The sequence below is a fragment of the Sphaerisporangium sp. NPDC088356 genome, from assembly GCF_040685555.1.
Taxonomy (GTDB): domain Bacteria; phylum Actinomycetota; class Actinomycetes; order Streptosporangiales; family Streptosporangiaceae; genus Sphaerisporangium.
The window spans coordinates 1-25,141 of sequence record NZ_JBFBIK010000105.1 but is presented as its reverse complement, the minus strand read 5'-3'; the positions used below and the strand labels follow the sequence as shown (position 1 = coordinate 25,141).

The 25,141-nt window shown below is 71.0% G+C and carries 28 protein-coding genes; 9 read left to right on the top strand and 19 right to left on the bottom strand.

The window, feature by feature from the left end:
* The first annotated feature begins 164 nt into the window (after nucleotides 1-164).
* Nucleotides 165-986: an SGNH/GDSL hydrolase family protein gene (locus AB0O34_RS28875; protein WP_363920671.1), complete on the top strand. Its 822-nt coding sequence runs from the start codon at nucleotides 165-167 to the stop codon at nucleotides 984-986.
* Nucleotides 987-1,005: 19 nt separating this feature from the next.
* Here the strand turns inward: AB0O34_RS28875 and AB0O34_RS28870 are convergent, their stop codons facing one another.
* The 4 genes from AB0O34_RS28870 to AB0O34_RS28855 form a co-directional block, all read right to left on the bottom strand.
* A complete protein-coding gene (locus AB0O34_RS28870; protein WP_363920673.1) occupies nucleotides 1,006-1,731 on the bottom strand; it encodes a putative hydro-lyase in 726 nt (241 codons plus the stop codon).
* 109 nt (nucleotides 1,732-1,840) lie between these two features.
* The gene (locus AB0O34_RS28865) at nucleotides 1,841-2,728 is read right to left on the bottom strand and encodes a biotin-dependent carboxyltransferase family protein (protein ID WP_363920669.1); all 888 of its coding nucleotides are present in this window, start codon (nucleotides 2,726-2,728) and stop codon (nucleotides 1,841-1,843) included.
* 44 nt (nucleotides 2,729-2,772) lie between these two features.
* Nucleotides 2,773-3,393 carry an allophanate hydrolase subunit 1 gene (locus AB0O34_RS28860; RefSeq protein WP_363920667.1) on the bottom strand — a complete coding sequence of 207 codons (621 nt, stop codon included), beginning with the start codon at nucleotides 3,391-3,393 and terminating at the stop codon, nucleotides 2,773-2,775.
* A 34-nt stretch (nucleotides 3,394-3,427) separates the two neighbouring features.
* Complete coding sequence (locus tag AB0O34_RS28855) at nucleotides 3,428-4,231, bottom strand: 5-oxoprolinase subunit PxpA (RefSeq protein ID WP_363920665.1); 804 nt, start codon at nucleotides 4,229-4,231, stop codon at nucleotides 3,428-3,430.
* A gap of 311 nt (nucleotides 4,232-4,542) precedes the next feature.
* On the opposite strand from AB0O34_RS28855, the gene AB0O34_RS28850 reads away from it, so the two are divergent.
* The 4 genes from AB0O34_RS28850 (at nucleotide 4,543) to AB0O34_RS28835 (ending at nucleotide 8,036) form a co-directional block, all read left to right on the top strand.
* A complete protein-coding gene (locus AB0O34_RS28850; protein WP_363920663.1) occupies nucleotides 4,543-5,232 on the top strand; it encodes a GntR family transcriptional regulator in 690 nt (229 codons plus the stop codon).
* 71 nt (nucleotides 5,233-5,303) lie between these two features.
* Nucleotides 5,304-6,368 carry a sulfite oxidase gene (locus AB0O34_RS28845; RefSeq protein ID WP_363920661.1) on the top strand — a complete coding sequence of 355 codons (1,065 nt, stop codon included), beginning with the start codon at nucleotides 5,304-5,306 and terminating at the stop codon, nucleotides 6,366-6,368.
* Nucleotides 6,369-6,392: 24 nt separating this feature from the next.
* Nucleotides 6,393-7,496, top strand: coding sequence for a hypothetical protein (locus AB0O34_RS28840; RefSeq protein ID WP_363920659.1), 1,104 nt, complete (start codon nucleotides 6,393-6,395; stop codon nucleotides 7,494-7,496).
* A 57-nt stretch (nucleotides 7,497-7,553) separates the two neighbouring features.
* The gene (locus tag AB0O34_RS28835) at nucleotides 7,554-8,036 is read left to right on the top strand and encodes a metallophosphoesterase family protein (protein WP_363920657.1); all 483 of its coding nucleotides are present in this window, start codon (nucleotides 7,554-7,556) and stop codon (nucleotides 8,034-8,036) included.
* Nucleotides 8,037-8,352: 316 nt separating this feature from the next.
* Here AB0O34_RS28835 and AB0O34_RS28830 read toward each other — a convergent pair whose 3' ends face one another.
* The 14 genes from AB0O34_RS28830 to AB0O34_RS28765 form a co-directional block, all read right to left on the bottom strand.
* Nucleotides 8,353-8,481 (bottom strand): hypothetical protein, encoded by a 129-nt coding sequence (locus tag AB0O34_RS28830; protein ID WP_363920655.1) that lies wholly within the window; start codon nucleotides 8,479-8,481, stop codon nucleotides 8,353-8,355.
* A 225-nt stretch (nucleotides 8,482-8,706) separates the two neighbouring features.
* Nucleotides 8,707-8,874, bottom strand: a complete 168-nt coding sequence (locus tag AB0O34_RS28825) for a hypothetical protein (protein ID WP_363920653.1) — start codon at nucleotides 8,872-8,874, stop codon at nucleotides 8,707-8,709.
* Between the two features lie 40 nt (nucleotides 8,875-8,914).
* The gene (locus AB0O34_RS28820) at nucleotides 8,915-9,214 is read right to left on the bottom strand and encodes a hypothetical protein (RefSeq protein ID WP_363920651.1); all 300 of its coding nucleotides are present in this window, start codon (nucleotides 9,212-9,214) and stop codon (nucleotides 8,915-8,917) included.
* 42 nt (nucleotides 9,215-9,256) lie between these two features.
* On the bottom strand, nucleotides 9,257-9,496 hold the full coding sequence (locus AB0O34_RS28815) for a hypothetical protein (protein WP_363920649.1): 240 nt from the start codon (nucleotides 9,494-9,496) through the stop codon (nucleotides 9,257-9,259).
* 277 nt (nucleotides 9,497-9,773) lie between these two features.
* Complete coding sequence (locus tag AB0O34_RS28810) at nucleotides 9,774-10,790, bottom strand: zinc-dependent alcohol dehydrogenase family protein (RefSeq protein ID WP_363920647.1); 1,017 nt, start codon at nucleotides 10,788-10,790, stop codon at nucleotides 9,774-9,776.
* Nucleotides 10,791-10,917: 127 nt separating this feature from the next.
* Entirely contained in the window at nucleotides 10,918-11,880 is a 963-nt protein-coding gene (locus tag AB0O34_RS28805; protein WP_363920645.1) for an SIS domain-containing protein, read from the bottom strand.
* A gap of 2 nt (nucleotides 11,881-11,882) precedes the next feature.
* The gene (locus AB0O34_RS28800; RefSeq protein WP_363920643.1) at nucleotides 11,883-12,821 is read right to left on the bottom strand and encodes an NAD(P)-dependent oxidoreductase; all 939 of its coding nucleotides are present in this window, start codon (nucleotides 12,819-12,821) and stop codon (nucleotides 11,883-11,885) included.
* On the bottom strand, nucleotides 12,818-13,816 hold the full coding sequence (locus tag AB0O34_RS28795) for a hypothetical protein (protein ID WP_363920641.1): 999 nt from the start codon (nucleotides 13,814-13,816) through the stop codon (nucleotides 12,818-12,820). The genes AB0O34_RS28800 and AB0O34_RS28795 overlap by 4 nt, the downstream gene beginning before the upstream one ends.
* Nucleotides 13,813-14,478: a bifunctional 4-hydroxy-2-oxoglutarate aldolase/2-dehydro-3-deoxy-phosphogluconate aldolase gene (gene eda, locus AB0O34_RS28790; protein WP_363920639.1), complete on the bottom strand. Its 666-nt coding sequence runs from the start codon at nucleotides 14,476-14,478 to the stop codon at nucleotides 13,813-13,815. Before eda ends, AB0O34_RS28795 begins: the two co-directional genes overlap by 4 nt.
* Nucleotides 14,478-15,092, bottom strand: coding sequence for a glucose-6-phosphate isomerase family protein (locus AB0O34_RS28785; protein WP_363920637.1), 615 nt, complete (start codon nucleotides 15,090-15,092; stop codon nucleotides 14,478-14,480). The genes eda and AB0O34_RS28785 overlap by 1 nt, the downstream gene beginning before the upstream one ends.
* 65 nt (nucleotides 15,093-15,157) lie before the next feature.
* Nucleotides 15,158-16,261: an alcohol dehydrogenase catalytic domain-containing protein gene (locus tag AB0O34_RS28780; RefSeq protein WP_363920635.1), complete on the bottom strand. Its 1,104-nt coding sequence runs from the start codon at nucleotides 16,259-16,261 to the stop codon at nucleotides 15,158-15,160.
* A 27-nt stretch (nucleotides 16,262-16,288) separates the two neighbouring features.
* Nucleotides 16,289-17,317, bottom strand: coding sequence for a substrate-binding domain-containing protein (locus tag AB0O34_RS28775; protein WP_363920633.1), 1,029 nt, complete (start codon nucleotides 17,315-17,317; stop codon nucleotides 16,289-16,291).
* Nucleotides 17,318-17,376: 59 nt separating this feature from the next.
* Entirely contained in the window at nucleotides 17,377-18,402 is a 1,026-nt protein-coding gene (locus AB0O34_RS28770; protein ID WP_363920631.1) for an ABC transporter permease, read from the bottom strand.
* A complete protein-coding gene (locus tag AB0O34_RS28765) occupies nucleotides 18,399-19,925 on the bottom strand; it encodes a sugar ABC transporter ATP-binding protein (protein ID WP_363920629.1) in 1,527 nt (508 codons plus the stop codon). The genes AB0O34_RS28770 and AB0O34_RS28765 overlap by 4 nt, the downstream gene beginning before the upstream one ends.
* A 378-nt stretch (nucleotides 19,926-20,303) precedes the next feature.
* Here AB0O34_RS28765 and AB0O34_RS28760 point away from each other — a divergent pair, with 378 nt between their 5' ends.
* From AB0O34_RS28760 to AB0O34_RS28750, 3 genes are all read left to right on the top strand, one after another.
* Complete coding sequence (locus tag AB0O34_RS28760; RefSeq protein ID WP_363920627.1) at nucleotides 20,304-21,035, top strand: SDR family oxidoreductase; 732 nt, start codon at nucleotides 20,304-20,306, stop codon at nucleotides 21,033-21,035.
* A gap of 67 nt (nucleotides 21,036-21,102) precedes the next feature.
* On the top strand, nucleotides 21,103-22,590 hold the full coding sequence (gene xylB, locus AB0O34_RS28755; RefSeq protein ID WP_363920625.1) for a xylulokinase: 1,488 nt from the start codon (nucleotides 21,103-21,105) through the stop codon (nucleotides 22,588-22,590).
* Between the two features lie 65 nt (nucleotides 22,591-22,655).
* Nucleotides 22,656-23,708: a hypothetical protein gene (locus tag AB0O34_RS28750; protein ID WP_363920623.1), complete on the top strand. Its 1,053-nt coding sequence runs from the start codon at nucleotides 22,656-22,658 to the stop codon at nucleotides 23,706-23,708.
* A gap of 106 nt (nucleotides 23,709-23,814) precedes the next feature.
* On the opposite strand, the gene AB0O34_RS28745 is transcribed toward AB0O34_RS28750, so the two are convergent.
* Nucleotides 23,815-24,009 (bottom strand): hypothetical protein, encoded by a 195-nt coding sequence (locus tag AB0O34_RS28745; RefSeq protein WP_363920621.1) that lies wholly within the window; start codon nucleotides 24,007-24,009, stop codon nucleotides 23,815-23,817.
* A 150-nt stretch (nucleotides 24,010-24,159) separates the two neighbouring features.
* Between AB0O34_RS28745 and AB0O34_RS28740 the strand changes: the two genes are divergently transcribed.
* Complete coding sequence (locus tag AB0O34_RS28740) at nucleotides 24,160-25,101, top strand: sulfite exporter TauE/SafE family protein (RefSeq protein ID WP_363920619.1); 942 nt, start codon at nucleotides 24,160-24,162, stop codon at nucleotides 25,099-25,101.
* Nucleotides 25,102-25,141 lie beyond the last annotated feature (40 nt).

Here is a 25,141-nt window from a genome sequence, read left to right as displayed (position 1 = left end):
CGCGCCTGCCCCGCACCCGGCAGGCGCGTCCGAACGCCAATGTGATGGCCGGGTCGTATGTTACCAACAGGTCAGTAACTTGTAATGTGAGGTTGTAAAACAGGTCAAGCTGGCTGACATTCTGATCGTCAGGTTCGCTCGGGGGAGCATCCCAGGAGCCCAGCTTGGAATTCCGCAGCCGTACCCTCACCCTCCTTCTCCTCGCGGCGGTCGCGTTCGCGTCCGTCCCGGCCTCGGCCATCGCCTCCGCCCCACCGGTTCCCGACTCCATGGCCTCGATGGGCGACTCCATCACCCGCGGGTTCAACGCCTGCGGCTTCTACGTCGACTGCACGTCGCGGTCCTGGTCCACGGGGTCCTACAGCAGCGTGAAAAGTCACTACCTGCGCATCCGTACCGTCAACCCGTCTCTGGTCGCCTACAACGACGCCAAGTCGGGGGCCAAGGTCGCGGACATGCCTGGACAGGCCCAGCAGGCGGTCTCCCAGGGGGCCGAGTACGTGACGATCCTGATCGGGGCCAACGACGCCTGCACGTCATCGGAGTCCAGCATGACGTCGGTGGCCGACTTCGAATCCCGGTTCCGTACGACGATGCGGACGCTCACCACAGGACTGCCCGGTTCGGCGATCTTCGTCGCGAGCATTCCCGACGTCAAGCGGCTGTGGCAGGTCGGGAAGGACAGCTCCTCGGCGCGCACGGCGTGGGCGGCGCTCAGCATCTGCCAGTCGCTGCTCGCGAGTCCCCGATCCACCGCCACGGCCGACAACGAGCGGCGCGACCGGGTGCGCCAGCGCGTCGTCGACTTCAACGCCGTGCTCGCCAGGGTCTGCGGCGAGCAGGCCAACTGCCGCTACGACGGGGGCGCCGTGTTCGGCTACCCGTTCGCCCTGTCCGACATCAGCACCTGGGACTACTTCCACCCCAACACCACCGGCCAGCATGTGCTCGCCGAGGTGACCTACCCGACCGGCTTCGGCTGGTGACGCACCGTCCCCGCGAGGGTCACGGCAGCTGGTACGCGCTGTCGCGAGCGTCGGTGACGGCCATGTGACCGGGTGCGTGACCGATGGCGAACGGCGGGCGCGACCGCGTCACGGCGGCCTGCGGCGTCACCCCGCAGGCCCAGAAGACGGGAAGCTCGCCCGCCCGTACCTCGACCGGCTCGCCGTAGTCGGGCCGGTCGAGGTCGGCGATGCCCAGCGCCGACGGGTCGCCCACATGGACCGGAGCGCCGTGCACCGCGGGGTAGCGCGAGGTGATCCGCACCGCTGGCGCCACCAGCTCGGCGGGTACGGGGCGCATGCTGACCACCAGGGGCCCGGACAGGTCGCCGGCGGGGCGGCACGCCTGGTTCGTTCGGTACATGGGGACGTTCGTCCCGGCCTCGATGTGGCGCACCGGCACCCCCGCCTCCAGCAGCGCCGCCTCGAAGGTGAAGCTGCAGCCGATGAGGAAGCACACGAGGTCGTCGCGCCAGTACGACAGGACGTCGGTGACCTCGGCGACCTGCTCCCCGTACTCGTAGACCCGGTAGGCGGGCAGGTCGGTGCGCAGGTCGCCGTCGAAGATCGCGGCGGCGATCGCGCCGGGCTCGGTCACGTCCAGCACCGGGCACGGGCGCGGGTTGCGCTGCGCGAACAGCAGGAAGTCGTACGCGCGGTCCCTCGGCAGCGCGAGCAGGTTGGCCTGCGTCCAGCCGGACGACCAGCCGGAAGTGGGCGTCACCAGCCCTCACCGGAACAGCGCGCGCGCCTCCCGAGGACTCAGCCGGGCCGCGTCCACCGGTGTACGCGTCATCGGTTCCCCACTCCCTGCTCCTTGTCCCGTGCGTGTCATTTCACGCTCGTGCGAGCCGGAAGCGGATGAACTGCCCCGGACGGGCCTGCGCCGCGCGGTCGACGTCGCGCGTGCGCACCACCGCGATCACCGGATAGCCGCCCGTGACCGGATGGTCGGCCAGGAAGAGCGTCGGGCGGCCGGACGGCGGCACCTGGAGGGCGCCGGGCACCATTCCCTCGGGTGGCAGCTCGCCCTCCCGCACGCGTTCCAGGCGCGGCCCGCTCAGCCGCATGCCCACCCGGTTGCTGTCGGTGGTCACCTCGTACGGCTCCGAGCACAGCGTCTTCAGGGCTTCCTCGCTGAACCAGTCGTCGCGCGGGCCGGGAAGGATCTGCAGGACGGGCTCGCCGTGATGGAGTTCGAGCACCGGCGCGAGGTCGACGACCGGGAACCCGGCGGGCGGCGGCCCCACCGGCAGGAGCGAGCCGGGTGCCGGGCGCTCGGGGCCCAGCCCGGCCATGATGTCGGTGGCCCGCGACCCCAGCACCTCGGGCACGTCCAGCCCGCCGCGGACCGCCACGTACGTGCGCAGCCCGCGCCTCGGCGCGCCGAGCCGCAGCGTCGCCCCGTCGGGCAGGCGCTCGACGGCCTGGTGGCCGATGCCCCGCGTACGCCCGGCGGCGTCGGTGGTCGTGGCAGGGCTCGGCGCCCCGGCGAGCGCGACGAGCAGGTCCCCGCGGGCACGCACCTTTAGTCCGCCCAGGGTGACCTCCAGCGCCGCCGCGCCTTCGGGGTTGGCCAGCAGGCGGTTTGCCAGCCGTAACGCGCCCCGGTCGGCGGCTCCGGAGCGGCACACGCCGAGGTCGCCACGGCCCGGGCGCCCGAGGTCCTGCACGGTCGTCATCGGCCCGGTGGCCAGCACCTCCAGAACCCGGCACTCACGCACGCCGCACCTCCGTGAGGGAGGCACGCTGACCGAAGCACAGCCGCTCACGCACGCCGCACCTCCGTGAACCGCACGCGCATGCCCGGGCGCAGCAGCGCGGGCGGGTCGGCGGTGACGTCCCACACGGTGACGTCGGTGCGGCCGATGAGCTGCCACCCGCCGGGCGACTCGCGCGGGTAGACCGCGCTGAACCCGGCCGCCAGCGCGACCGATCCGGCCGGCACCCGGACGCGCGACTCGTCCCGGCGCGGCACGTTCAGCCGGGGATCGCCGCCGGTGAGGTAGCCGAAGCCGGGGGCGAACCCGGAGAACCCGACCGTCCACATCGTCGTGGTGTGCGCCTCCACCACCGCGCGCTCCGAGAGCCCGGTCAGCGACGCCACATCGGCAAGGTCGGCGCCGTCGTACACGACGGGAATGGCGACCTCGCCCGTCACGGGCCGGTACCCGCTCGCCGGGCGGGCCTTCAGGACGGCCGATTCCACCGTGTCGTGGCGGGCGGGCCGCTCGAATCGGACCAGCAGTGTGCGGGCCGCGGGAAGGATGTCGGTGACCCCGCGCGGCGGGTCGGCGGCGAGCGCGTCGTACAGCGCGAGCACCTCGCCCACGCCGCCCACCTCCACCAGCAGCGCCCAGTCGCCACACCGCCGGAACGCCGGATTCATCGCTCCCCCTCCCCGTGCCGATGGACCGCCGCCTTCATCGCTCCCCCTCGGGCCGGGGCACGGGCTCGCCGGTGAACGGTGCCACCTCGATGCCGCCGGCCATGAGCGCCGCACGCACTTCCCTGGCCATCTCCACCGCGCCCGGGCTGTCGCCGTGGACGCAGATCGACTCGCCCCGTACGGTCAGCGGCGTGCCGTCGACGGCCTCGATCGGCTCGCCCCGCGCCATCCGCAGGCACCGCGCGGCCACCTCGGCGGGGTCGTGCAGCACCGCTCCCGGAAGGCCGCGCGGCACGAGCGTGCCCTGCGGGGTGTAGCCGCGGTCGGCGAAGCACTCGGTGACCGCGGTCAGCCCCGCGCGCTCGGCCCGGCGCAGCCACTCAGAGCCGGGAAGCCCGAGGACCGGAAGGCCCGGATCGTAGGCCCGGACGGCCGCCACGACGGCTCCCGCCTGCGTCTCGTGGTGCATGATCGCGTTGTAGAGCGCGCCGTGCGGCTTGACGTAGGCCACTCTGGCGCCCGCCATGCGAGCGAAGGCGTCCAGGGCACCGATCTGGTAGACGATGTCGTCGGCGAGCGCCTCGGGCGGCATCTCGATGAAGCGCCGCCCGAAGCCCGCCAGGTCGCGGTAGCCCACCTGGGCGCCGATCGCCACCCCGCGCGCGACCGCCGTCTCACACGTGCGCCGCATGATCGTCGGGTCACCCGCGTGGAACCCGCAGGCCACGTTGGCGCTGGTGACGACCGACAGCAACGCCTCGTCGTCGCCCAGCTCCCACTGGCCGTACCCCTCTCCGAGGTCGGAGTTGAGGTCGATTGTTCTGATCGGGCGAGACACGATGAACTCCTGAAATTCGAGATTCCCGCCCAGTCTGGATCAGGACAGCTGCCGGGCGCGGGTCTCCGGCAGGCCGAACAGGGCCACGACGGCGAGTTCGGGCTTGGACGATGTCGTCATGGCGCACCTCGTTGCCACCTGTGCCGGACTGGAGACGACGACACCGGATCCGGCAGGCCGGGCGGTGCACCCGATCGTCTCGTGGCTCTCTGTCGAGCCGATATTTTCAACATAAGGATCGTTCAACGATCTGACAATAGCCTCATGTTAAGATTTTGTTCTGTCGCCGACACGAAGGGGTTGAGCGGGTCGTGACCGATGGCGGCGTGCGGGCGGCCGAGCGCCTCCAGGAAGATCGCGTTCTGCTCGGGCGCACCAGCACGGCCGAGCGGGTGGCCGCCATCCTGCGCCAGCGCATCACCGAGGGCCTGTTCGAGCCCGGCACCCGGCTGTCCGAGGAGTCGATCGGCGCGGCCCTCGGCGTCTCGCGCAACACCCTGCGGGAGGCGTTCCGCCTGCTGTCCCACGAGGGGCTGCTGGTCCACGAGCTCAACCGCGGCGTGTTCGTCCGCAGGCTCACCGCCGATGACGTGGTCGACCTGTACCGCCTGCGCCGGCTCATCGAGTGCGCCGCGATCCGTGAGGGGGGCAGGCCCTCAGGCGAGACGCTCGCCGCTCTGCGCGGCGCGGTCAACGACGCCGAGCGGGCGGCGGCCGAGCGGCGCTGGGAGGACGTCGGCACCGCCAACATGCTCTTCCACCAGGCCATCGTCGAGCTGGCGGGCAGCTCCCGGCTCGACGAGATGATGCGGCAGGTGCTCGCCGAGCTGCGTCTCAGCTTCCTGGCCATGAAGAATCCCCGCGCCTTCCACGAGCCCTACCTGTGGCGCAACCGCGACATCCTCAAGCTGGTCGAGGCCGGGGACACCCCGGGCGCCGAGCGGCTCCTCGCCGACTATCTCTCCGACGCGGAGCGGCAGCTCGTCCAGGCCCACTCCTAGACGCCGAGGTGTCGCATCTCCGGCGCACGGGTAACCGGAACAATGTGGGCATATGGCACAAAAGGGATGACATGGTCGTGCATACCGCGCGGCCGTACAACGCCGAGCCGCCGCCGGGAGCCCTGGCCGGCCAGGCCATCACGCCGATCGACACCTTCTACTGCCGCAACCACGGCTCGATCCCCGATTTGGACGCCGCCGCCTGGCGGCTCACGGTGGACGGCCTGGTCGACCGGCCGCTCACGCTCTCCCTGGACGAGCTGCGCGCGTCCTTCCCCGAGCGGACCTTGGTGGCCACCCTGCAGTGCGCGGGCAACCGCCGCGCCGGGTTCCTCACGGTACGCGACATCCCCGGCGAGGACCCGTGGGGACCGGGCGCCACCTCCACCGCGAGCTGGACGGGGGTGAGCCTGGCCGACGTCCTGGCCTCCGCCGGCCTGCGTCCAGAGGCCGCGCACGTCGCCTTCGCCGCCCCCGACGTCTCCGAGCGGAGCGGCCCGCCCGAGCCGTACGGCGGGTCCATCACCGTCGCCAAGGCCACCGCAGGGGAGGTGCTGCTCGCCTGGGCGATGAACGGCCGGCCGCTGCCCCCCGCCCACGGCGCCCCGCTCCGCGTCGTCGTACCCGGCTGGATCGGGGCCCGCAGCGTCAAATGGCTCCAGCGCGTCACCGCCCAGGCCGAGCCCTCCTGCAACTACTTCCAGGCCGTCGCCTACCGCGTCCTGCCCGCGGAGGCGGACCCCGACCGGGCCAAACCCGGCGAAGGCATCTCCCTGACCTCGGTCGCCCTCAACTGCGCCATCCTGCGCCCGGCCGACGGCGACCGGCTCCATCCCGGCCCGGTCGAGATCACCGGCTACGCGTACGCGGGCGACGACCGGGCCGTGGCCCGCATGGATGTCTCCCTGGACGAGGGCCGCACCTGGCTGCAGGCCGGCCTCGACCCGCCCGACGGCCCCTGGGCCTGGCAGCACTGGCGCATCACGGTCGAGCTTCCCGAGGGCGAGGCGGCGATCACCGCGCGGGCCTGGGACACCACCGGCGCGACCCAGCCCGAGTACCCCGGCCATCTGTGGAACCCCAAGGGGTACGCCAACAACTCCTGGGACCGCGTCGCCGTCTCCTGCCGCCCGTGACCTCCCCGCTGTAGCATCGGCCCCGTGCGATTCACCCCCGGCGTTGCGCTGATCACATTGCTGCTGTCCGGCATCACCCTTCCCGCGGCCCCCGCGTCGGCATCGTCGAGCGCGAGCGGCACGCGGGCCCTGGCGACGCGGTTCGCTCCAGGCAATCCGAACGGCCGTGCGTACGTGCCGGCCGAGGCGCGCAAGGTCGACACCTCGCGCCCCACGCGCGTCGTCGGCAAGGGCACCCCGGCGAGCTGCACCTCACAGGCGGTGGTCTCGGCGGTCGCCAAGGGGGGCGTCATCACCTTCTCCTGCGGCCCGAACCCCGTGACCATCACGATGAACGCCACAGCGAAGATCCGCAACGCGAGCGCGAGGGTCGTCCTCGACGGCGGCGGCAAGGTGACGCTCAGCGGAGGCGGCAAGCGGCGCATCCTCTACATGAACACCTGCGACCAGGCCCAGGGGTGGACCACGTCGCACTGCGACGACCAGGCCACGCCCCGGCTCACCGTGCAGAACCTCACCTTCGCCGACGGCAACGCCACCGGGCAGCGGGCCGACGGGGGAGGCGGCGGCGCCCTCTTCGTGCGCGGAGGCCGGGTCAACGTCGTCAACTCGCGGTTCATCCGCAACCGCTGCGACGCCACAGGCCCAGACCTCGGCGGGGCGGCCATCCGGGTGCTCGACCAGTCGCGCGACCTGCCGGTCTACATCGTCGGCAGCACCTTCGGGGGAGCCCCCGGCCTGGGCGGCACATGCTCCAACGGCGGCGCGCTCAGCAGCATCGGGGTGTCCTGGGTCGTGCTCAACAGCGTCCTCACCTATAACCAGGCGATCGGAAAGGGCGCGAACCCGGCGCGCGGCGGCACCTCCGGGGGCGGGAGCGGCGGGGCCGTCTACACCGACGGCAACCGGTTCACGGTGCGCATCGCCGGCTCGATCGTGCGGAACAACCGGGCCAACGAGGGCGGCGGAGCCGTCTTCTTCGTCAGCAACGACCGCACCGGCACCCTCACCATCGACCACTCGACGTTGCGTGACAACCCCAGCGCGGGGTTCGAGACGCGCGGCTACCCCGGCATCTTCTTCCTCGGCGCAGGCAAGCCCAAGGTGGTCTCCTCCACCCTCAGGTAGCCACCGCGTCTCGCCCTGAGCGCGGGTGCGATGCCGGTGAGGGGGCACGGGAACATCATGAGAGTGGTGGTACTGGCGGACACCCACGCGCCGCGCCGCTGGAAGGGGTGCCCGCCGAGGGTGGCCGAGCACCTGCGCGGCGCCGGCATGATCCTGCACGCGGGCGACATCTGCACGGCAGGCGTGCTCGACGAGCTGGCCGCGTACGCGCCGGTCCGGGCGGTCAAGGGGAACAACGACGGTCCCGACGTGGTGGCTCCCGAGACCCTGGAGCTGGACCTCGCGGGGCTGAGGGTGGCCATGATCCACGACAGCGGGGCGGCGGCGGGCCGCTGGGCGCGCATGCGCCGGCGCTTCCCGGGCGCGGAGCTGGTGGTGTACGGCCACTCGCACATCCCGCTCGACCATTTCCAGGACGGCCTGCGGATCTTCAACCCGGGTTCGCCGACCGATCGCCGCCGCCAGCCGCACGGCACCATCGGCCTCCTCCAGATCGAGCACGGCTCCCTCGTGAGCGCGGAGATCGTCCCGGTCACCTGACACGCGAGGCCGGCGCCGTTCCGTGCCGGGGGCGCGAGGCGGCCGGTGTCAAGGGAATGGCCGGATGCGGTCATTTGTCTTACCGGAGAATTGATGATCCCGAACACCGGGTGAAAATCCGCTGTCGCATTCCCCGGGTAGGGGATGCCCGAAGCTTGATCGTTCGAGCGGCAGGGGGCCCTATAGGGTGCCGTCGCGTTGCCCGACATCTCTTGTACATGATTGTGCGGAGTGATCAGTCGCCCATAAACGCGACGTGCGGCCCGAGCTTTACGCTCTGGCCGCACGTCGCTTTCCCCACTTTTTGGACTGAGGCTCAGCCCCAGGGCGTGTTGCCGGACAGCTTGGACACCAGGGCCGGGGCCGACGTGGAGGTGGCGGCGGGGGTGATGGTGCCGCGACCGAAGATGATCTGGGTGGCGGTGGCCTCGATGTGCTGCGTCATTTCAGCTGACCCCTCGTCTGTGGCCGGTGGCTCACGTCCGTGCCGTTTCGCTGCTCGCAAAAACGAAGCTATTAGGGGTCGCTATCCGCTCGTTATCGATACGCTTCTCGCCCGCCACCTGCGCTCGATAGCCCTTTTCGACCTTCGTAGGGGAGGGCCCGATAGCGGGCTATAGGGGTGGGTCGCCTCGGTCTAGGGGTCGTGCCCGCACCGGTGGTGACGTGCCTAGGCGCCACGCATGATGTCGCGATAAACGCTCAAATAGCCGGAGACCATCCGGTCCGCCCCGAAGCGGCGCTCGGCCTGGGCGCGGCAGCCCGCCCGGTCGATCGTGGGGATGCGGGACACGGCGTCGACGGCCTCCTCGATGGTGTCCGCGAGGAAGCCCGTCACCCCTTGATCCGTCCATGCTCGGGTCGCCGTTTCGCCGACCTCACAGGGTGATCCCTCCGCTGGGCGTGTAGGGGCACAGCCAGGCGAAGACGACGCTGCCGAAGTTCACCAGCATGGTGTGCGGAGGCCGATTCGCCGTTTCTGTGACCTGGAGCCGGACCACCGTGCCGTCCTGCATCCACGCCGCGACGTCGTCCTCGGTCGGCCGGACACCGTGCAGGCGGAGCATCTGGTCATGGGCCTGCCCCGCCATTCGAAGATGCAGCTCGCATGTGGGCTCGGTGTCCACCATGATTTCGCCGTCCAAACGAGATAGGCCCTGCGGATTGTCGGCGTCCATCCCAGCGTACTCCCGCGACGGGGCCGGATCCTGAGCGCTCGCTCACCTGGAATGGAGATGAGTCCTGCTGAGGTTGGTTGTTTCGCCCAGCGCCCAGCTCAGCTGCCACGCGTGCCTGTGCATGCCCTCTTCCTCGGCCTGCCGCAGCGCGGTCAGCAGCACCGCGTGCTCGGTCCTCAGCCATTCCAGGGCGGCCGCGAGGTCGACCACGCGTTTCGGCTCAGCCCCGTCCGCGGGCGCGCCGAGTGTCGCGCTCGGCAGCGTCTGCGGCAGCTGGTACATCGACCGGAGCTGACCGGCCGCCACGGCACCGGGCCCGCGGCACGCACGTCACCATTGGCCGACCGCGCCTGCCCGCAGCACAGTCCTTCTGAGGACCGCGCTGCGGGCGGGCGTTCGACTTCTTCGTCACGGATTACGGGATCCTCCCAAGTGGCCTACCCACTCTCTGGATCATGGAGTCGAGGCTGGATAACTGATGGCGTTGTCCCACCCCGCCCAAACCTGGCGAGCGGTGGACGCGACATCGTTGACCCGTGTGGGCTCCGGGGCGGTGCGGTCAAGGGACGATCACTGCCTTGAGGCAGGAGCTGCCGGCGACGGCGGTGAGGGCGTCGGCGTACTCGTCGAGGGTGAAGCGGTGGGTGATCATCCCGTCGGTCTTGATCCGGCCGGTTCGCAGGGCCAGCAGCGCCCGGTCGAAGCTGTAGCACTGGGCGAACGACCCGATGATGGTCAGCTCGCGCCGGAAGATCTCGTACGGCGAAATGTTCCACGTGGCCGCCTCTGGGGCCATGCCGTAGGTGACGACGGTGCCGCCATCGCGGGTCAGCTCGATCACCTGGTCCAGCACGGCGGTGGCTCCGGTGGCGTCGACCACCATGTCGAAGCCGTCAGGCGATGCCGCGCGGAGCAGCTCCGCGTTGCGTTCGGGCCGGGACCGGTCGAGTTCGACGGTGACGTCGGCACCCCAGGCGGCCGCGAGCTTCAGCTTGAAGGCCGTGGGCGCGGCGACGGTGACGCGCGTACCGCCGGATGCGGCGAGGAACTGGGCGAGCAGCAGACCGGTCGGGCCGGCGCCGAAGACGGCGACCTCGCTGCCGGGAGCCGGGTTCAGCCGATCGAGGCCGTGCACGACGCAGGCCGTCGGCTCGGTGAGGACGGCCACCTCCACGGGCAGGTCGTCGACCACGAAGCACCGGCCCGCGGGTGCGCAGATGTATTCGGCGAACCCGCCGGGCGCGTTCACTCCTTGCGCGACGAGGTTGAGGCAGAAGTTGGCCCGCCGACGCCGGCAGTTGACGCACTCGCCGCACTGCCGGGTGTTGTCGACCACCACCCGTTGCCCGGGCGACAGGCCGGACACCGCGGACCCGACCTCCTCGATCTCGCCGACGAACTCGTGGCCGGGGATCAGTGGGTACGTCGGCCCGAACTCCCCGTCGTGCAGGTGGAGATCGGTGCCGCAGACGCCGGCCATGAGGACGCGTAGCAGCACCTCATGCGGCCCGGGGCGGGGCGTGTCGACCGTCTTGATCTCGAAGGAGCGAGGCCCTTCATAAACGACCGCCTTCATGTCCCTCCTCTGGAGCCGCCGGACACGTGTGAGGCGCCGGGTATGTGTGAGGCGCCGGGTAGGTTGGCGCGGTGGGTGATGGGTGTGTGCGTCGCCGGATGCGCCGACAGCGTCGCCGGAGTGGTCGTCACACGTCGTCGGGGTCGGACGTACTGCCCCTGAAGACCGAAAGCGCGCCCTTCATCTGGCGCAGCCGCTCCAGGTGCTGCGGGCCGCGGCGGATCGCTACGCCGGTCGCGAGTACGTCGATCAGCACCAGGCCGGCCAGCCTGCTGATCGTCGGTGTGTACATGTTGGTGTCCTCCGACGTCTGCAGGACGATCCCGGTATCGGCGAGGTCCAGCAGCGGGCTCGGTCCGCCGACCAGGGCGATCACCTTCGCCCCGCTCTGCTTGGCACGTGCCGCGACCTCGAGGACCGTGGTGGTGCGCCCGGTGTTGGAGATGGCCACCACGACCGTTCGCGGCGTCGCCATCGCCGCCGACATGAACGCCTGGTGCGGGTCGATGGGGGCGGCGCAGGGCACGCCGAAGAGAACGCCCTTCTGCACCGCGTCCTGGGCCAGCAGGCCCGAAGCGCCCTGCCCGACGAACAGCACGTCGTCGGCGGCCAGCAGCAGCGCGATGGCATCGGCCACCGAGTGTGCGTCCAGGGAACGGCGGGCCCCGTCCACGCTGTTGAGCGTGTGATCGAAGATCTTGGTGATCAGCTCGGCGGGCTCGTCGTCCAGCTCGATGGCCGAATGCGTGACCGGTTTGCCGAGCGCAAGGGCCTGAGCGAGGCCGAACTTGAACGCCTGGAACCCGTTGAACCCCACACTGGCGCAGAAGCGCATCACCGTCGGCTCGCTGACGTGGGCCGCCTCTGCCAGCGCGGCCATCGACATGCCCACCACCGCGCCCGGGTCGGCGAGCACGACCGAGGCGACCCTTCGCTCCGACGGGCGCATGGCGTGGAGAGCATGACTGAGGCGATCCAGGACATGGTCCCCGGCTTTCGCCTGAGGCTCCGGCTTTTCCCTTTCCGAGGGCTTTGGTCGCTGAGGCGACCTCGGCCCTCCTGCGGGCTGGGCCTTCCTGGCGTCCGGCATCGTCACACCTTCCTCAAGGCGGCAAGCAGGTTCGCCACGGCCTGACTGGTCGCACGGCGGACGCTGGCCCCGGTGTATCCCCCGATATGCGGGGTGGCCAGCACCCGATCATGGCACAGCAACGGTGTCAGGGGCGGGGGCTCGGAGTCGAAGGCATCCACCGCGTACGCCCGCAATTGTCCCTCCTCCAGCGCCGCCAGCACGGCTTCGTCGTCGACCAGCGCGGACCGTGCGGTATTGATCAGCACCGCGCCGGGACGAACGTGAGCGAGCAGCGCGGAACCGACGAGCGCGGTACCGTCGGGCGGCGGCGGGCAGTGCAGCGTCACCACGTCGCTGCGGGTCACGAGCTCGGTCAGCGGCAGCGTCTCCACCGGAGGATCGACGGCGAACGGATCGTGGCCGACGACCTCGGCGCCGAGGGCATGGAACAGCCCGGCCGCCCGCCGCCCGATCGCGCCGAGCCCGACGACGCCGATGGTGATGTCGGCCAGTTCCCGCCCCTGCCGCCGCTCCCACCGGCCGGCCCGTACCATGGACGCCGACCAGGGCACATCACGCAGCGCGGACAGCGTCAGCGCGAGCGTCAACTCGGCCACGCCCTGCGCGTTCGCCCCGGCGGCGCGCTCTACCGTGATCCCGGACCGCTCGGCGGCGGCGAGGTCGATGGTGTCGGTGCCCGCGCCGTTGCGGCTGATGACGCGCAGCTCGGTCGCGGCGGCCAGCACACGGGCCGTGATCCGCTCCACCCCGGCCAGCCAGGCCTGGCAGCCGGGGACCAGGCCGAGCAGTTCCTCCTCGGACGGCAGCGCTCCGGCGGGCCCGGCGACCAGCTCGTACCCGGCGTCGCGCAACGGCCCCAGCTCCGGCACGTGCGAAAGGCCCTCCTGCGTCAGCGAGCGTGGCGTGACGAGGATCCGGCCGCGCCCGGTGGTGGTCATCGGGTCTCCTTCGCGATCGCGCCGAGCGCGTCGAAGACGGGCCCGGAGGGGATCTCGATGGCGAAGACCTCGGCGATCACCTGCGTCCAGCCGTGCAGGAAGTACACCCAGCCGTCCTCCACCCGCACCTGCCCGTCGGCGCGGGCCTGATCGAGAAAGATGAGGTCGCCCCGATAGTTGAGGTCCCAGGCCACTCCCCCCGGCGGGAACCGCGCGTCGTGGGTCACCGGAGATCCCGGCCTGTCCTTGCCGAGCCCGGTCGCGTTGACCACCAGCGAACGCGGCGGCAGCGACGCGAGCACCCGGTCGTTGCCCTCGGGGCCGGGAGTCCGCACGACCTCCACGGGGATGTCGGTGCCGATCTCCCCGTGTACGGCGCGCAGTGCGGCCAGCCGCTTGGCGTCGAGGTCGGACACGACGATGCGCGCCGGACGGTCGGCGCCCCGCTCTGGCCGGCTCAGGTACCAGCTGATCGCGATCGCGGAGCCGCCCGCGCCCATGATGAAGGCGTCGCCGCCGCCGTCCCGCCAGTGACCCGGCGGCAGGAACGCGTCGATGGCAAGCCCGGCGGAGATGGGGTCCTTGGCGTGCGCGATCAGCTCGCCGCCGCGCTTGGACAGGCAGCTGACCTCGCCCATCAGCCCCGCCAGGGGGTCGACCCGGTCGAAGCGGCTCCGGCACGCCTGGAAGAGATCGATCTTGTGTGTGGTGACCAGCGCGCCGCTGCTCAACGGATCTTCCGCGATGAAGTCGACGACCCGCCGATAGTCGTCCGCCGGCGCGTGCAGCGGAAGATCGATGCCGACAAGTCGCACGCCGTCGAGCCCCAGCAGCCCGGCCCACCGGGGGAACACCGTCCGGATCGACGACCGGCCCGTCGTGACGCCGATGAAGTACAGCGTCGGCGCCTCCGCGGGCGCGGGCAGCGAGATCGCGGACCCGTCGGCCCTCCTCGCAGGAACCTCGGCCTCGGACGCAGGCGTGGACTCGATCACGGCAGGTCCTCCTCGCGATGGCCGGTCAGCTCCGCGGCGGCACGCGCGCGGGCGGCGATGGCGTCCCACCGACCGGCGGTGATGTCGGCGCGAGGCGCGATCCACGTGCCGCCGACGGCGAAGACCGCCGCAAGGCGCAGGTAGTCGGCGGCGTTGCCGGGCGTAACCCCACCCGTCGGCATGAAGCGCACCCCGGCCGAGGCGAACGGGCCGGCCAGCGCCGCAAGTGTCGGAACACCCCCGTACGCACCGGCGGGAAAGAACTTCAGGTGCCGCGCCCCCGCCCGCAGGCACGCCATGACCTCGCTGGGCGTCACGGCCCCTGGAACGAACGCGAGCCCGCGCGCGGCGGCCTCCGCGAGAATCCCGGCGTCGACGCCGGGCGAGACGCCGAAGCGCGCGCCGGCCTCGGCCGCCTCGACCACGTGCTGAGGCGTCAGGAGCGTGCCGGCACCGACCAGTACCTCCGGCAGCTCGGCTGCGATGCGCTCGATGGCCTCGCGGGCGGCGTCGGTGCGGAAGGTGACCTCCAGGATCGGCAGCCCGGACTCGGCGAGGGTCCGCGCCAGCGGTACCGCCGTGGCGGCATCCTCGATCTCGACGACCGGCACCACGCCGAGGGCCTCGACGCGGCCGATCACATCCTGCTTGGCCTCGTCCATCAGGCCACCGCCTTCCGGTAACCGACGTGGCCGGGGTTCGGACGTGTGGTCCAGCCGCCGTTCCCGTCGGACACCACCAGCCGCGCCATGCCGCCCGCCTCGGAGATGATCTCGTAGTCCTGGCCGGCGTCGGCCGAGTAGCAGAACATCGTCACGAACGGCTCCGTGCCGACGTTGACACTGCGGTGGATCCAGTGCCCGGGGACGTGTACGGCCTGCCCGGCCGTCAGCGGCACGGCGCGGCTCTCGCCGCCGACGGTCTCCAGCAGCAGGACTCCGTGCCCGCTGAGGCAGTGGTAAAGCTCGGCGCGGTCGGGCAGGGCGTGCAGGTGTCCGCGGGTGACCGTGAACTCGTCGCCGACACGGCCGGGCAGCAGCGTGCTGGTGCCGACGATCAGCTCGCCGGGGCCGTCGGAGTAGCGGTGCTCCTCCACCCGGTAGACGATGACATCCGGGCCGTTCTCGGCCAGGACCTGGCGATACGCGTCACCGTCGCGATATACCCCGACCATGTCCGCCAGGCGCTTTTCGTAGCTCCCGCTGTGACCGGCCATGGCACCGTCGGTGCCGATGTTCAGCGTGCCGGGCTCGGGAAGGCGCTCCAGGGAGGCCAATGCTTTCTCCTCGAAGAGTAGGTGGTGAAACCGGGCTCACGTTCGGGGGGTGACAGGGCTGGGTTTCAGGTGGTGACGGACACGAGGACCTTCACGTGGTGGGGATCGGCGGCGGCGGCGAAGGCCCGTGCCACCTCGTCCAGCGGGAAGACCGCCGTGACGAGGTCGTCGGCCGCCACCGCGCCGGAGCGCAGCAGATCGATCGCAGCGGCGAAGTCCTCACGTACGTACATCAGGCTTCCGATGACGGTGATCTCCCGGTCCTGGACCAGGTGCAGGGGGATCGCGACGGGCCCGGCGGGAACGCCGACCACCACGACGGTGCCGCCCTTGTCGACGAGTTCGACGGCCTGCGCCATGGTGGACTCACGCGCCACGCAGTCGAACACGACATCGGCGGAACCGCCGAGCTCGGCCAGCCGAGGGTCGTCCGTGGCCAGGGTTTCGTCGGCCCCCAGCGCGGCCGCCCGCCGCAGCTTCCCGGGCAGCAGATCGGTGACGACGACCCTTTCTGCGCCCGCCGCCCGCGCCGCCACCAGGACCAGTAGCCCGATGGGACCGGCCCCGAGGACCACCACTTTGGCACCGGGACGCACCTCGGCACGCCGTACGGCGTGCATCGGGGTGGCCAGCGGTTCGATGAGGGCGGCCGTGGTGTCGGTCATCTCATCGGGTACGTGGTGCAGCCGGTCGGCCCGGACGACGAACGCGTCCGCCATCGCGCCGGGAGTCTGGCAGCCGAAGACCGCCAGTTCCCGGCAGATGTTGTAGCGCCCGTCACGGCACTGAGGGCAGTGCCCGCAGTGCAGGTTGGGCTCTAGCACGACGCGATCTCCTGGGGTGAGCCCGTCGGTACCGGGGCCCACCTCCTCGATCACCCCGACGACCTCATGTCCTGGCAGGTACGGCAGGTCGATGAAGGGGTGATGCCCGGCGGCGGCGTGCACATCGCTGCCGCAGATGCCCACGAGCACGCTGCGTACCAGCGCCTCGCCCCGCCCGGGGGCGGGTGGCCGGGGCACCGGCCGGAGGCCGATGTCCTCGCGTGAGGCGACGACCGCCTGCGACATCATCGCGCCGGCCCGCGCGTGCCCCGCACCGCCGCTGCGGGCGACGCTCTCGTCACTGCCGCTCGCGGCGATCGGGCCGCCGGTCTTCGCATCCGTCATGGTTGCTCCTCGGCTGATTCGTACCGGTCAGAAGACGCTCTTGGGGTCGTAGTACTCGGCGACGTTGTCGCAGCCGATTCCGGCGGCCTTGGTGAGGGAGACCTTCTCGACGGTCTTCGGGTCCTGCTTGCCGGTGGCCAGGGCGACCGCGAGCTGGAAGACCTTTTCGGCGGCCAGGGCGGGCGAGTTCAGACCGGTCGAGACGTACTGGCCCTTGCAGCCGCCCTTGGAGATCTCGGCGAGAGCCTCCTTCTGGCCGTCGGCCGCGGCCGCCACGAGGATGTCGGTGTTGTTCTGCTTGCGCACGACACTCAGGGCGCCGAGCGACATGGCGTCGTTGAGGCCGAGGACGAGGTCGATGTCGGGGTGGGCGGCGAGCATCGACTCGGTGGCGGGGACCGCCTGCTCCTGGGTGTACGTCGCGCTCGTGGAGGCCACCACCTCATAGTTGACGCCGGCGTCCTTCAGGCCCTGCAGGAATCCGGCCTGGCGGTTGGGGCCGACGATCTCGTCGTTGGGGCCGCCGTTCAGGATCGCGACCTTGATGGTGTCGCCCTTCTTGAAGCGCTTGGCCGTGATCGCACCGGACAACCGGCCGATCTCCTTGTTGTCGGACTGCACGGCCGTCACGCCGACATCGGCGATCGAGGTGTCCACGAACAGCACTGGCACCTGGTTCGCGGCCTGGGTGAGCTGGGTGCGCTCCGTCTCCGGGCTGATCGCGTTGACGACGAGCGCGTCGACACCCTGCGACAGCATGGTCTGCACCTGGTTGAGCTGGGTGACGGCGTCGCCGCTCGCGTTCTGGAACAGCAGCTTGAAGCCCTGCTTCTTGGCCATGTCCTGGGCCATCGACTCCATCGCGGCGTAGTACGGCGCGTCCATCTGCCGCTGAGCGAAGCCGATCTTCACTTCGCTGACGTTCTTCGGCTTAGGCGCCGCGCCGGCCGTACCGGAACCGGACCCGGACGAGCCTCCGACGGAGCCGCAGGCGGACAGCATGAACATGGACAGTGCCGCGGTGGTGGCCGTGACGGCCAGTGAGCGAAGGCGCATTGCAGGGACTCCCATGGAGCTAGATCTGGTCGAGGGGTGAGATGAGAGGGGGACGGTCATCAGCCGGAACTGTTCTGACGGCGACCGAGCGTCGCGAGCGTGATCGCGACGAGGATCAGCCCGCCACGGAAGGCGTCCTGAAGGAAGGTCGAGACGTTGAGCAGGACGAGCAGGTTCGTGATGACGCCGAAGATGGTCGTGCCGACGACGACGCCGAAGACGCGTCCCCGACCGCCGCGCAGGCTGGCACCGCCGATGACGACCGCGGCGATGGCGTCGAGTTCGTAGAGGTTGCCGGCCGTCGGGGTGGCGGCGCCGACGCGCGAGGCGAGCAGGAATCCGCCCAGGCCCACCAGCAGCCCGGCCAGCGTGTAGACCATCAGCAGCGTGCCGCGCACGGGTACGCCGGACGCGTGCGCCGCCTGCTGCTTGCTGCCCACCGCACGGACCCGGCGGCCGAACACCGTACGGCGCAGCACGAACGCCACCGCCACGGCCGCGGCGAGCCAGATGACGCCGAGCAGCGGAATCCCGGCCACCGTCGCCATGCCCACCGTGGTGAAGGACGGGTCGGACGGCCGTACCGGAATGCCCTCGGTGTAGGCGTACACCAGCCCGCGGGCCAGCGCGAGCATGCCGAGCGTCACGATGAACGGCTCCAGCCCGCGGAAGGCGACGAGGAACCCGTTGACGGCGCCGAGCGCGGCCCCGACGACCATCGCGGCGAGCACGGCTAGCGCCACGGACGTGTTGCCGAACAGGCCGGTGCTCATCACGCAGGCCAGCCCCAGCACGGAACCGACGCTGATGTCGATGCCGCCGGACAGCACGACGATGAACTGCGCCAGCGCCACGATGCCGACGACGGACATCTGCAGCACCAGGTTCTCGATGTTGCGGGTGCTGAGGAAGGCGTCCGACATGGCCGACGCGAAGATGAGCAGTACCACGAGGATGAGCAGCGGATACTGCTGGCGAAGCCAGGCCCCGCCACGGTCGGCCCATGGCCGGCGTGCGCCGGCCGCCTCGGTGGCGTTGTCGGCTCTGTCGGCCTTGTCGCCGGACTCCTTGGTCACTGCGGTCACGCAGCCTCACCTCCCAGTGCGGCACGGATCAGGTCTTCAGTGGTGGCGTTGCCGGGATCGACCTCGCCGACCAGGTGGCCGTCGCGCAGGACGAGCACGCGATGACACAGCAGCAGCGCCTCCTCGGCCTCGCTGGTCACCACCAGCAGCGCCTTGTCCTGCCGGCTGAGGTCGTGGATGATCTCGTAGATGTTGAGCCGGGCGCCGACGTCGATGCCCTTGGTCGGCTCGTCGAGGACGATGACGTCGGGGTCGGCCGCGAGCCACTTCGCCAGGCAGACCTTCTGCTGGTTGCCGCCGGACAGCGTGCTCGTCATCGTCTCCGGCGTGCCCTTGACCTGGAACCTCTTGATGAGCTCCGCGACGCGCGCACGTTCGAGGCCACGGCGGATCACGCCCCAGCGGGTGTCCCGCGAGAGGGTCACCAGGCTGAGGTTCTCCCCGTTGGTGAAGTCGTCGACGAAGCCCTCCTTGCGGCGGTCCTCGGTGAGGTACACGACGCGGTTCCGCAGGGCGCCGGCGGGCGTGCGCATCCGTACGTCACGGCCGTGCACCTCAACGGTTCCGCGGCGCAGCGGCTGCTGCCCCGAGATCGACCGGGCCACCGACGAGCGGCCGCTGCCGACCAGGCCGTACAGGCCGACGACCTCCCCGGCGCGGACCTCGAACGAGACGTCGGTGGCCGACCCCGCGTGCAGTTCCCGCACGGCGAGGGCCGGGGCCCGGTCGGCGGCGGTGTGCGCGGGCGGGCGATGCAGCGCCCGGACGGCGTCGCCGATCATCATCGTGGTGACCTGCTCGGGATCGGTCTCGGCGGTACGCAGGACGCCGACCAGCCGGCCGTTGCGGAAGACGGCGATCCGGTCGGACAGCGCGAACACCTCGGGCATGCGGTGCGAGACGAACACGATGGCGGTGCCCGCCGCCCGCTCGGCCGCGACCATCTTGGTGACTTCCTTGAAGTGCTCCTCGGTTGTGGAGGCGGTCGTCTCGTCCAGGATGAGCACGCGATGCGGCGTCACCTTTGTCCGGCTCAGGGCGAGCATCTGCCGCTGGCCGGGGGCGAGCGTACCTGCGGGCCGGTCGACGGGGACCTCGCCGAGCCCCACCTCGCGCAACGCGCGAAGCGTTTCCTCGTCGTCGTACCGGCGGGCGCGTGACCAAGGCCGGATGTCGCGGCCCGCGCGCAGCCGGTAGAGCCAGACGTTCTCCCCGACGGTCAGGTCGTCGATCACCAGTGGTTCCTGGTGCATGAGCAGGATGCCCGCCCGGTCGGCGTCGGCGGGCCCGGTGACCGGCCGGGAGTGGCCCGCCACCCGTATCTCGCCGCCGCTCGGCGCCTCCTGCCCGGCCAGCAGGCGGGCGAACGTGGACTTGCCGGCGCCGTTCGCCCCGCAGATCGCGAGCACCTCGCCGGCGTGGCCGTCCAGGTCGAGATCGGTGAGGGCCTGCACGCCCGGGTAGCTCTTGCTCACCCCACGCGCGGAGAAGACCACAGGCGGTGGCTCGCCATTCTCGATCACTGATGCACCTCCTCATACGTCGGCAGGCAGGCTCCGCGCGGCATTCGAACTCACGCGTCGGCAGGCGCCCTCCGCACGGCGTTCGAACGGCCGGGCGTCACGCCGGTCCTGTCCCGGTCTGCGTCCGACGGGCTTCGGCCCGCCCGTTGCTGTGTAGTTCTACTACACAGCAACCACGCGCAGACCATCCGGATTCGCCCGTCTTGGTAGCTAATGCACGAAACCTAGATTTCAGTCTTGTAATCCGCAGGTTTCATCAGCTAGTAATACTACATAGACCGCCCGAGGGGAAGACCTCGGTCATCACCGGCGGAAAGCGCCGCCGAGCAGCCACGACACACATTCACGAGCACGACACGGCCCAATGAAGGGGTAACCATGACCGATCGCTTCGCCGGGCGTCGTATCGCCGTCACCGGCGCCGCGGGTGGCATCGGAGCCGCCATCTGCGCCTCGCTCCTCGACCAGGGCGCGCGCGTGCACGCGCTCGACGTCAAGGGCCTTGAGGCGCTCCCCGCGGCCGTCCACACCGTCGAGGTCGATCTCACCTCCGAAGACTCCGTGGTCGAGGCGGTGCGGCGGCTGTACGCGACCGACGACACCCCGATCGACCTAGTGACCTGCGCCGGTATCGTGGAGAACGACGTGGCCGCCGAGGACATGCCGATGTCGCTGTACGACGCCGTGATGGGGGTCAACCTGCGCGGCGTGTTCATGACCTGCCGCGAGTTCGGCCGTGAGCTGCTCGCCCGGGGCGGCGGCGCCATCGTCAACGTGGCGTCGATGTCCGGGAACGCGGTGGTCAATCATCCGCAGCGGCAGAGCGTGTACAACACGTCCAAGGCAGGCGTGAGCGCGCTGACCCGGTCCCTCGCCGTCGAGTGGGGGCCGCGCGGGGTGCGCGTCAACGCCGTCTCTCCCGGATATGTCGACACGCCGCTCAACGCCCTGAAGAAGGACATGCACGACCAGTGGCTGGCCGAGACCGTGCTCGGGCGCTTCGGCACGCTTCGCGAGATCTCGGGGGCGGTGGAGTACCTGCTCAGCGAGGAGGCCGCCTTCTGCTGCGGCACCGAGCTGCTCATCGACGGCGGCTTCTCACTCCGGTGACCTCGCCCGCTTGGGTGACCCGGCACGCGAGGACACCACGACCATCATCACCTCCAGGACGGTAGACGTGATCATTTCGCACGACCTCGGCACCACCGGGGACAAGGCGACGCTGGTCGACGCCGAGGGTCGCGTCGTCGCCGCCGTGACCGCACGCTATGCCACAGACTTCGGCCCGGGCGGCAAGGCCGAGCAGGACGCCGAGGCATGGTGGGGGGCGCTGTGCGCCGCGACGCGCGAGCTCCTCGAATCGGTGCCCGGGGCGGCGGACCGAGTGGCCGCGGTGTCGTTCTCCGGGCAGATGATGGGCGCGGTGCTGCTCGACGGCTCCGGACGGCCGGTACGCCCGGCGATCATCTGGGCCGACACCCGTTCCACGGCGCAGACCGCCAGGCTCGTCGACCGAGTCGGCATGGAGGCCGGCTACAGGATCACCGGGCACCGGCTGAATCCGACGTACTCGCTATCCAAGGTCATGTGGGTGCGGGACAACGAGCCGGAGGCGTTCGCGCGCACCCGCCATATCCTCCTCGCCAAGGACTACGCGGCGTACCGCCTCACCGGAGCGCTCGCCACCGATCCCTCCGATGCCAGCAGCACCAACGCCTACGATCAGGCCGCCGGAAACTGGTCGGCGGAACTCCTCGACGCCGCCGGCATCGACCGCCGGCTCTTCCCCGAGATCACCGCCTCGACGACCGTGGTGGGCACGGTCACCGCCGACGCCGCCCGGGCGACCGGGCTGCGCGCCGGGACTCCGGTCGTCATCGGCGGCGGCGACGGGCCGATGGCCGCCCTGGGAGCCGGGATCACCGAGGCCGCCGACGGCGCCTACGCGTATCTCGGTTCGTCCTCCTGGGTGTCGCTGGCCGCCGACGCCCCGCTGCACGATCCGCAGATGCGGACCATGACCTTCAACCACGTCATCCCTGGCCGATTCGTCCCCACCGCGACCATGCAGGCCGGCGGCGCGTCTCTCGAATGGATCATGGACGTCCTCGCTCCCGGGCAGGACGACCGCTACGAACGGCTGCTCGCCGCGGCCGTGGACGTAGCGGCCAGTGAGGACGGCCTGTATTTCCTCCCGCATCTGCTCGGCGAGCGCTCGCCGTACTGGAACCCGCGGGCGAGGGCGGTGTTCGCGGGCCTGGCCCGCCACCACGGGCAGGCGCATCTCGCCCGGGCCGTCGTCGAGGGCGTGGCCTTCAACCTCTACACCGGCCTCCGTGCCTTCGCCGAGAACGGCGCGGACATCCGGCAGGTGGACACCATCGGCGGGGGCGCCAACTCCGCCACGCTGCTGAAGATCTTCGCGGACGTCTGGGGCGTGCCGGTACGCCGCCGTGACCTCGTCGACGAGGCCACCTCCGTCGGGGCCGCCATCGTGGGCGGCGTCGGCGTCGGCCTCTTCGACGGCTTCGACGTGGCACGGCGCGCCACCGACCACCACGACCCCGCAACGCCGGACTCCGATGCCCACGCCCGCTACACGGCGGCACACGAGCTGTTCATCGACGCGTACCGGCGTCTGGAGCCCTGGTTCGACCGACTGTGAACACCATGGGGACGCCCCCTGAACGCCGGCACGGGAACCCTGCGCCGCTCGGCAAAGGGCGCGACGTGAGCACCGACCCGGAACGGCCCGTCGTGCGCACCGTGCTGGGCGACGTGCCCAGTACGGCGCTCGGCGCGACCGACTACCACGAGCATCTCTTCCAGATCTCGCCGCTGCTGCCCGGGGACGAACTCGACAACGAGCGGGCCAGCCGCGCCGAGGCGAGATCGCTCGTGGACGCCGGAATCGGCGCGATCATCGAGGCGACCCCGACCGGCCTGGGACGCGACCCGGCCGCGGTGGCCCGCGTCAGCGCCGCCACCGGCCTGAACGTCGTGCACGTCAGCGGCGGCCACCGCCAGGAGCACTACCCGACCGGTCACTGGATGCTCGGCGCGGACGAGGAGACCCTGCGACGCCGGTTCGTCGCCGACGTCCAGGACGGCCTCCCGGCGACGGACCGCACGACCCAGCCCGTAGCGGACCCGGCCACCGAGCCCGTAGCGGACCCCGTGACCGGCTCCGCAGGGGGCCCCGCGGGCGGTGGCCTGACCGCGCTCGGCCCGTCCGGCCTGCCCGTCCGCGCCGGCATGCTGAAGGCCGGGGTCGGCTACTGGCGGATCAGCCCGTACGAACGCCGCCTGCTGACGGCGGTGGCCCGCGCGGCCGTCCACACCGGCGTCCCTGTGATGGTCCACCTGGAACACGGCTCCGCCGCCTGGGAGGTCCTCGACGCGCTGAACGCCGAGGGCCTGGCTTCCGACCGCGTCGTCCTGGCGCACATCGACCGCAACCTCGACCCTGGCCTGCACGCCGACCTCGCCACCGCCGGGGCCTACCTCGGCTACGACGGGGCCGCCCGGCATCGCGAGGCACCCGACTCCGCGATCATCGACTGCGCCGAACGCGTCATCGCAGCAGGCGGCCTGGATCGCCTGCTCCTCGGCGGTGACGTCGCCCGCGCCACCCGCTACCGCGCCTACGGAGGCCTGCCCGGCCTGGACTACTTGCCCCGGCGCTTCCTGCCCCGCCTCGAACACCGCATCGGGTCCGAGGCGGTCCAGCGCATCCTTATCACCAATCCGGCGAACCTCCTCACCCTCGCTCAAGGCTGCTGACGAGTAAGGCGCGCCGGTCGGGACATTCACCGGCGCTTCGATCTCGGTCCACACCCCGCGTCCAGGTTGGTGTTGGCGAACAACCGATGACCGCCGCCGGGGAGGTCTACTCGGCGGGCAGCTCGGCGGTCGCCAGCCATCCGAGCCGCTCGGCCGGGTGCCTGGCGCTCTCGATCACCGTCGTGATGTGGGGGGAAGGATCGCCGGGTCGCCACAGGAGCGACCAGGGATAGTGCGCGGCCGGTTCGGTCAGCGGCTTCCAGACCGTGCCGGGCCGGTGATCGCGTGGACTGAGGCTCACCATTCGGCTGCTCGCGCTGTGAACCCCTACCGGGGCGCCAAGGGCCGGACGGCCCCTTGACGGTCAGTGATCGCGGCCTCAAAGTCATCTCGTAGGTGGCCACCTATCAGCACATGTCCCCCGATTTTCACGCTTTGGCGAGGATGTGCCATGACGCTTACCGATGCCGCCGAGAGCCGTCACGAACCCCTGCCGCCCACCGTACCCACCCGCCGAGCCCGCCTCGTCCTCCTCAGCGTCGTCGCCGGCGCGGTCGCCGCTTCCCTGTGGTCGTTCCACTTCGTGGACAGCGTGATCGGGGACAACGTCGCCAACACGCTGCTCGGCCACGACGCCAAGGGCACCGCGATCACGGGTGCCGTGGCGGGTGCCGTCTTCGCGTTCGTGTCCGGCCTCGCCGGGACGTTCACCGCCTGCAACGTCGCCGCCTTCGGCGCGGTCGTGCCGCTCGTACGGCAGGGCGAATCGTGGCGGAGCCGCCTCCGTGAGACGCTTCGCCCGCTCAGCAAGCTCGCGATCGGCATGATCGTGGTCAGCGGGGTGTACGGCGCGGTCGGCGCCCTGTTAGGAGAACGGCTGCCGCAACTGTCGACCGCCACCGTGGGCGACGGGCTGCCCGTACGGCTGATCCAGGCCAGCGTGGTCTTCGGGATCATCGGGCTCGCGTTCATCTGGCTCGGCCTGGCCGCGCTCCGGCTGCTGCCCGACCCGCTGGCGCGGCTGGAACAGCGCTTCCCGAACGCCCGCCTGGTGGTCCTCGGCGCGCTGGTCGGCGGATTCCTCATCGGCCGGCCGTTCCCGCTGTTCCACAAGCTGTTCACCTACGCCGCCGAGACCCACAACCCTCTGTACGGCGCCGCGGTGTTCATCCTGCAGTCCCTCGGCAACGTCGTCGTCATGGCGGTGCTGTTCGCCCTGCTCATGCTCGTGGCCAGGGGCCGGTTCGCGCGGTGGCTGACGGCCAAACCGGCCCGCCTGGCGACGGTGACCGCGGTGGCCTTCGTCGTCGCGGGCACGTTCACCTTCCTGTACTGGGATGTTCGGCTTCCCGCGATGTTCGGTTACGGCTGGTATCCCACGGCTTCCTGGTAGTCAGCCCGTACCGGCGGACACCATCGCCGCGGCGATGGTG

Excerpts from the sequence above, each read along its gene's own strand:
- AB0O34_RS28780 (WP_363920635.1), bottom strand. The coding sequence starts at position 16,261 with ATGACGGATGCGAAGACCGGCGGCCCGATCGCCGCGAGCGGCAGTGAC.
- AB0O34_RS28820 (WP_363920651.1), bottom strand. The coding sequence starts at position 9,214 with ATGGACGCCGACAATCCGCAGGGCCTATCTCGTTTGGACGGCGAAATC.
- AB0O34_RS28740 (WP_363920619.1), top strand. The coding sequence starts at position 24,160 with ATGACGCTTACCGATGCCGCCGAGAGCCGTCACGAACCCCTGCCGCCC.
- AB0O34_RS28760 (WP_363920627.1), top strand. The coding sequence starts at position 20,304 with ATGACCGATCGCTTCGCCGGGCGTCGTATCGCCGTCACCGGCGCCGCG.
- eda (WP_363920639.1), bottom strand. The coding sequence starts at position 14,478 with ATGGACGAGGCCAAGCAGGATGTGATCGGCCGCGTCGAGGCCCTCGGC.
- AB0O34_RS28830 (WP_363920655.1), bottom strand. The coding sequence starts at position 8,481 with ATGACGCAGCACATCGAGGCCACCGCCACCCAGATCATCTTCGGTCGC.
- AB0O34_RS28805 (WP_363920645.1), bottom strand. The coding sequence starts at position 11,880 with ATGCCGGACGCCAGGAAGGCCCAGCCCGCAGGAGGGCCGAGGTCGCCT.
- AB0O34_RS28835 (WP_363920657.1), top strand. The coding sequence starts at position 7,554 with ATGAGAGTGGTGGTACTGGCGGACACCCACGCGCCGCGCCGCTGGAAG.
- AB0O34_RS28800 (WP_363920643.1), bottom strand. The coding sequence starts at position 12,821 with ATGACCACCACCGGGCGCGGCCGGATCCTCGTCACGCCACGCTCGCTG.
- AB0O34_RS28810 (WP_363920647.1), bottom strand. The coding sequence starts at position 10,790 with ATGAAGGCGGTCGTTTATGAAGGGCCTCGCTCCTTCGAGATCAAGACG.
- AB0O34_RS28775 (WP_363920633.1), bottom strand. The coding sequence starts at position 17,317 with ATGCGCCTTCGCTCACTGGCCGTCACGGCCACCACCGCGGCACTGTCC.
- AB0O34_RS28815 (WP_363920649.1), bottom strand. The coding sequence starts at position 9,496 with ATGTACCAGCTGCCGCAGACGCTGCCGAGCGCGACACTCGGCGCGCCC.
- AB0O34_RS28860 (WP_363920667.1), bottom strand. The coding sequence starts at position 3,393 with ATGAATCCGGCGTTCCGGCGGTGTGGCGACTGGGCGCTGCTGGTGGAG.
- AB0O34_RS28845 (WP_363920661.1), top strand. The coding sequence starts at position 5,304 with ATGGTCGTGCATACCGCGCGGCCGTACAACGCCGAGCCGCCGCCGGGA.